Origin of the sequence: Verticiella alkaliphila (assembly GCF_018904615.1) — a bacterium.
Taxonomy (GTDB): domain Bacteria; phylum Pseudomonadota; class Gammaproteobacteria; order Burkholderiales; family Burkholderiaceae_B; genus Verticiella; species Verticiella alkaliphila.
In genome coordinates this window covers 1-6,283 of the sequence record NZ_JADCNH010000076.1, presented here as the reverse complement: position 1 = coordinate 6,283, position 6,283 = coordinate 1, and the positions used below count along the sequence as shown (strand labels likewise).

General features: G+C 68.5%; 4 protein-coding genes and 1 pseudogene. 3 read left to right on the top strand and 2 right to left on the bottom strand.

All coding sequences use genetic code 11. The features are described from left to right. Together IMZ29_RS21975 and IMZ29_RS21970 are read right to left on the bottom strand one after the other, a co-directional pair. A pseudogene (locus tag IMZ29_RS21975) lies at positions 1-1,024 on the bottom strand (hypothetical protein); the annotation flags it as partial. 48 nt (positions 1,025-1,072) lie between these two features. Beyond that, positions 1,073-1,945 carry a DUF72 domain-containing protein gene (locus tag IMZ29_RS21970; RefSeq protein WP_216188360.1) on the bottom strand — a complete coding sequence of 291 codons (873 nt, stop codon included), beginning with the start codon at positions 1,943-1,945 and terminating at the stop codon, positions 1,073-1,075. A 113-nt stretch (positions 1,946-2,058) separates the two neighbouring features. Between IMZ29_RS21970 and IMZ29_RS21965 the strand changes: the two genes are divergently transcribed. From IMZ29_RS21965 to lon, 3 genes are all read left to right on the top strand, one after another. Further along, the gene (locus IMZ29_RS21965) at positions 2,059-3,300 is read left to right on the top strand and encodes a lytic murein transglycosylase (protein ID WP_371820393.1); all 1,242 of its coding nucleotides are present in this window, start codon (positions 2,059-2,061) and stop codon (positions 3,298-3,300) included. 75 nt (positions 3,301-3,375) lie between these two features. Further along, on the top strand, positions 3,376-3,786 hold the full coding sequence (locus IMZ29_RS21960; RefSeq protein WP_216188355.1) for an Hsp20/alpha crystallin family protein: 411 nt from the start codon (positions 3,376-3,378) through the stop codon (positions 3,784-3,786). 13 nt (positions 3,787-3,799) lie between these two features. Next, positions 3,800-6,238 (top strand): endopeptidase La, encoded by a 2,439-nt coding sequence (gene lon / locus IMZ29_RS21955; RefSeq protein WP_216188353.1) that lies wholly within the window; start codon positions 3,800-3,802, stop codon positions 6,236-6,238. Positions 6,239-6,283 lie beyond the last annotated feature (45 nt).

Genomic DNA, 6,283 nt, shown 5'->3' with positions numbered 1-6,283 from the left:
CCCCGGCGGGGGCGTCGGCCGACGCCTGCGGCGGTGCCGGCGCATCTCCCGCGGCCAGCGACACCGGCGTAGGTGCCGCGTTTGCGCCGCGCCCGTCGTGATAGGACAGGCCGCGGCAGGTCAGATGCTGGAGCGCGAGATCGCTCTGCACGAGCGGGTTGTAGCGCCAGAGTTCGCGTCCCGTGGTGGCTTCCAGCGCAATCACGGACTGATGGGGGGTGCAGAGGAACAGGCGATTGCCGATCTTGAGCGGCGTCACCTGGAAGGTGGTTTCTTCGGGATCGCCAGGCCGCCCGCGCACGTCACCGGTCTGATAACGCCACGCTTCCTTCAGGCTGCTGACGTTCTGCGGATTGATCTGTGTGAGCGGCGAATAGCGCTGGCCGAAGCCCGTGCGCCCGTAGGCATGCCATTCCCCCGGGGGCACCGCGGGCGCCCCGGGGTCCTGATCGCTCGCGGCCGAGCGTTGCGGCGGCAGGCGACCTTCGATGTCATGGGGATCGATGAACCAGGAGGCAATCGCAATCGCGGCAAATACCACCAGCGCAATGGCAAGCGGCGCGCGGGCGAGCACGAGAGAGGCGGGCGAGGTGGTCGTCACCGCCGGCGGTGGCACGGCGTGCACGGTGTCGTCCAGCGGATCGGCCGGCGGTTCCCCCGTCGTCACCACGGGCTGTTGGCGAGCGCGAACGAAGGCCCGCCGCACCCAGGGGCTGAGCAGCCACAGTCCGAGCAGGAAAGGTACGTCCAGACGCGCCGCGAGAGGCCACCAATCCAGGCCGGCTTCCCACAGGCTCCACACGAGCGTGAGTACGAACAGCAGCGTGTACAGCCACCGCCCGCGCGTGTCGGCGCGGCTGATCAGATACCCGCTGCCGCCCAGCAGCAGTCCGGCGAGCAGATAGAACCACGAGCCGCCCAGGAACATGAGCCAGATGCCGCCCAGGGCGAGGAAGAGCCCGAGCAGGATGAAGAGAGCGCCTGTGACTGCCAGCAGCAGGGGGCGTCGCACGATGGTGTGCATAAATGTTTCTCCGCGATACCGCCGGCAACCCTCCGGCTGGCGCTGCCCCTAGCATTTTTGATGCCGCGTGCGTCCGGCACCGGCGTCAGCGAGCCTCGTCTGCAGGGCAAGCGCGGCGGCTGGTGCGCGGGGTTTGTACCCGTTGATGAAGAGGATGAACACATCGCGCGGGCCACTCGGCGCGGGCGCTGCAGGCTCGATGCGCGGCAGTTCCGCGGGGGTGCCGCCCTGAGACCAGACGCGGCACACGCGCGCCCAGCCGTCCAACGCGCGTGGGGTATAGCCGGCCTTGCGACGTTCGCTCGCGTTCATGAGGCGAGCGTAGATGACGTCGGACGTCGGGTCGGCGAACGAGGGGTAGTCCGGCGAGTCCGTGAAGACGCAGCCCACGCCGTAACGCCGCGCGAGCGTCAGCCACTCGCGCTGCAAAAAGCTCGCATGGCGCACTTCGACGACGTGTCGCAGGGTAATGCCGTGCTGCTGGCGCGGCAGCATCGCCAGGAATGCGCGCAGGTCCCCGGCATCGAAGACGCGGCTCGGTGGCAGCTGCCACAGCAGGGGCCCGAGCTTGTCGCCCAGCTCGGTCACGCCACCGGTGACGAAGCGTTCGATGGATTCGCCGGCATCGGCCAGGGTGTGTCGCTGGGTGGTATATCGCGGTGCCTTCACGGAGAACACGAATCCATCGGGCGTGGCGTCTCGCCACGTGGCATATTGCTTGGGCGTCGCGCTGCGATAGAAGGTGCTGTTGATCTCGATCATGCCCAGCGCCCGGCTGGCGTGTGCGAGCTCTTCGCGTTGCGGCAAGCCCTCGGGGTAGAACGTGCCGCGCCACGGTGCAAACGACCAGCCGCCGATGCCGACCCGGACACTGCCTTCGCCTGGGCGCGTGCGTCGAGGGTTGGCGTTGCACTCTGTCATGGCGCGCTCCTTGCTGGGCGGGGCGACCGCCGTTATCGTCGAAGACCACTTCGCAAGCGGCGCGCCCAACGCGCGCGGCTTGCGCGTCCTCGTCGATCTGGAGCCCGTCCCCCGTGAAGATCCGTGTTGCCCTGCCCGCCGTTGCGACGGCCTTCCTTCTCATCGGCCCCGTCACGGCCCATGCCCAGGCAGCAGCCGGCCGCGACGCGAGTGCTTGCCTGGCCCAACTGCGCACCGACGCGCCTGCCAATGGCGTGTCGGTCGCTGACTTCGACCGCTACACGCAGGGCGTGCAGCTGCTCGAGAGCACGATCAGTGCGGCGCGCTCACAACCGGAGCATCGCGATACGTGGTGGGCCTATCTCGCCAAGGCCGTCGACCAGGAGCGGGTGGATGATGGCAAGGCCGTGCTCACCGACATTCGTCCGAAGCTCGACGTCATCGGCGAGCGCTTCCAGGTCGATCCCGAGATCCTCGTGGCCATCTTCGGCATCGAGACAAACTACGGCCGGCAGCTGGGCAAGACCCCGGTGCTCGATGCCTGGGTGACGCGCGCCTGCACGGAATCGAATCGCCTCTGGAAGGCGAACGTGTATGCCTCCGTGCGGCTCTTGCGCGACGGTCTGGTGCAGCGCGACGAGTTCGTCGGTTCGTGGTCCGGGGCATTCGGCATGACCCAGTTCATCCCCACCTCGTTCTACGAACTCGCCACAGATGGCGATGGCGACGGCAAACCAGATCTCTACCACTCGCTGCCGGACGCCCTGGCCTCCACGGCTAACCATCTGCGCAAGCGGGGCGCGCAATGGACGCACGGCCTGCCGCCCGTGGTCGAGGTACGCCTGCCGGCCGGCATCGCCAAAGGCCTGCCGGACAGCCCTGACGCGGAGATCCTGCGCAACGAGGATCGCCGCACGTTCGGCCAATGGATCGACGCGGGCGTGCGGGCGGCCGATGGGGGCCCGTTGTCCGTGGGTGCAGGCAGCGCGCGCGCTTATCTTTTCGCCCCGACGGGCAGCAAGGGGCCAGTGTTCCTTGCAACCTCGAATTTCGACGCCATATTGCATTACAACCGCTCGCATCGCTATGCCTTGTCGGTCGCGCTGCTCGTGAATCGCCTCGCCGGCGGCACGGATCTGGCCACCCCGTGGCCCACGGATGATCCCGGTCTGTCGCGCGCCGAGATTCGTGAACTGCAGACGCTGTTGCTCGCCCGGGGTCACGATCTCGGCACGGCCGATGGCATTCCCGGGGCCAAGACCCGGGACGCCATTCGCGCCGAGCAGCGTCGTCTGAATCTGCGCGAAGACGGCATCGCGGGTATGAAGGCCCTGGAGGCCTTGCGCGCGCAATAGGGTCGGCACCCTCCCGCTGTGCCGACGTGCATGGATGTGACGGCCGCTGCGGGCGGCCGGCTTTGGAGGCTATCGATGAAGCACCCTGATCCGCGTTCGTGGATGTGGTCCGACGCCGTGCAGATGCTGGCGCGTGCGGAACGGATGCACCGGCAGATGTTCGAACCGCTACCCCGGCAACGCAGCCGCTCTCCCGCCTGGGAGCCCCCGGTGGACGTGCTCGAGACCGAGGACGCGCTCCTCGTGCTCGCCGCACTGCCCGGCGTGGACCCGGAACATATCCAGGTCACCATTCAGCAAGGCGTGCTCGTGATCGCCGGCGAGCGCGTGCGACCGCCCGAACTTGCCACCGCCTTCATCCATCGCCTCGAATTGCCCCAGGGCCGTTTCGAGCGCCGCCTTGCCTTGCCGGCAGGGCGGTTCGAGATCCTGCGGCCGACCGTCGTGCACGGTTGCCTGACCATCGCGCTGCGCAAGCTTGGCTGACCCGGGAGCATCCATGACTGAATCCTATTCGCTGTCCCCGGCCCAGGCGCCGGCTGTCGACACGTCCGGCGCCGCGCGTGCCGAGCCCGCGCTTGGACCCGATGAGCTCATCATCCTGCCGGTGCGCAACTTCGTGCTGTTCCCCGGTGTGGTCATGCCGCTGGCCGTGGGCCGGCCGGCCTCCGTGGCCGCAGCCCAGGAGGCTGTGCGCCGCGGGTTGCCCGTCGGTGTGCTCATGCAGCGCGATCCAGCCGAGGCGGAAGTCTCGGTGCTCGGGTTGCACCGAACCGGCGTGGTAGCCAACGTGCTGCGCTACATCACTGCGCCTGACGGCACCCATCACCTGATCGCTGAAGGCCAGCAGCGCTTTCGCGTCGAGCAGTTCGTGCGCGAGCAGCCGTATCTCGTTGCGCGCGTGCGCCGTATCGACGAGCCTGAGGTGGGCGAGTCCCAGGATCTGGCCGCGCGCTTCATGCACCTGCGGGGCCAAGCCGAGGAAGCCTTGCAGCTTCTGCCGCAGACGCCGCCTGAACTGCTCGCCGCGGTCAATGCCGCCCAGACGCTGCCAACGCTGGCCGATCTGGTGGCGGCCTACCTGGACGCCACGCCAGACGCCAAGCAGGACTTGCTCGAGACCGTTGACCTCGGTGCGCGCGCCGACAAGGTCTCGCGTCTGCTCGCCCAGCGCATCGAGGTGCTGCGCCTGTCGCAGGAGATCGATCGTCAGACCAAGGCGTCGCTCGACGAGCGCCAGCGTGAGGTATTGCTGCGTGAGCAGATGGCCGCCATCCAGAAGCAGCTCGGTGAGGACGAGGGCAAGAGTCAGGAGCTCGCGGATCTGGCCGAGGCGATCGGCAAGGCCGGCATGCCCGAGGATGTGGAGAAGGCCGCCCGAAAGGAGTTGCGCCGCCTGGAACGCATGCCGGATGCCGCCGCCGAATACGGCATGATCCGCACCTATCTCGACACGTTGATCGAACTGCCGTGGGCCGAACCGGAAGACACCGCCATCGACATCGAGGCCGCGCGCGGCGTGCTCGATGCGGACCATTTCGGCCTGGAGAAGATCAAGCAGCGCATCATCGAGTATCTTGCCGTGCGCAAGCTTGCACCGCGCGGCAAGGCGCCGATCCTCTGCTTTGCGGGCCCCCCGGGGGTGGGCAAGACCTCGCTGGGCCAGTCGATCGCGCGCGCCATGGGCCGCAAGTTCGTCCGGGTGAGCCTGGGCGGCGTGCATGACGAGGCCGAGATCCGCGGCCATCGCCGCACGTATGTCGGTGCATTGCCCGGCAACATCATCCAGGGCATCCGCAAGGCCGGTGCGCGCGATTGCGTGATGATGCTCGACGAGATCGACAAGATGGGCTCGGGCGTGCATGGCGATCCGTCGGCGGCGATGCTGGAAGTGCTCGATCCGGAGCAGAACGGCACCTTCCGCGACAACTACTTGGGCGTGCCCTTCGATCTGTCGCGCGTGGTCTTCATTGCCACGGCCAACATGCTCGAGAGCATTCCGGGCCCGCTGCTGGACCGCATGGAAATCATCCGTCTGGCAGGCTACACGGATGCCGAGAAGCTGCAGATCGCGCGCCGCTACCTGGTGCCCCGCGCGCTCGAGGCCAATGGCCTGCAGACTGACCAGGCGAGCGTGGTGGACGAAGCCTTGCTGCGCATCATTCGCCACTACACGCGGGAGGCGGGCGTGCGCAATCTGGAGCGCGAGATTTCGCGCGCCTTGCGTCACGTGGCGGTGGAGTTCGCCGAGGGGCGGACCGAGCCCGTAGCGATCACGGCCACGCAGGTGCCCGAGCTGCTGGGCGCGGAGCGCTTCGAGGATGAGGTCGCGATGCGCGTGAGCCTGCCCGGCGTGGCGACCGGGCTCGCGTGGACACCGGTGGGCGGCGACATCCTCTTCATCGAGGCGACGCGTGTGCCGGGCGCGGGGCGCTTGACCCTGACGGGCCAGTTGGGTGAAGTCATGCGCGAGAGCGCGCAGGCCGCGCACAGTCTCGTCAAATCCCGCGCGAGCGAGCTGGGCATCGCGGCCGAGGTGCTGGACAAGAGCGACATCCACGTGCACGTGCCCGCGGGGGCCACGCCCAAGGACGGCCCCAGCGCCGGCGTGGCGATGTTCACGGCGCTCGTGTCCATCCTCACGGGGCGGCGCGTGCGCAACGACACGGCCATGACGGGTGAGATCAGCCTGCGCGGTTTGGTGTTGCCCGTGGGCGGCATCAAGGAGAAGGTCGTGGCTGCGGCACGGGCCGGCCTGACGCGCGTGATGCTGCCGGCGCGCAGCCGGCGCGACTACGACGACATCCCTGCCGAGGTGCGCGAGCAGATGCAGTTCATCTGGCTGGAGCGGGTGGACGAGGCCATTGCCGAAGCGCTGCAGGCGCCCGAGGCCGAGGTGCGTGAGCCCGTGCTCGAAGGGGTCGAGGATGCCCGCTGACGCCGGCCGCGGCGGGGCCCAGGGCCGGGCGGCCGAAGCCCGGCG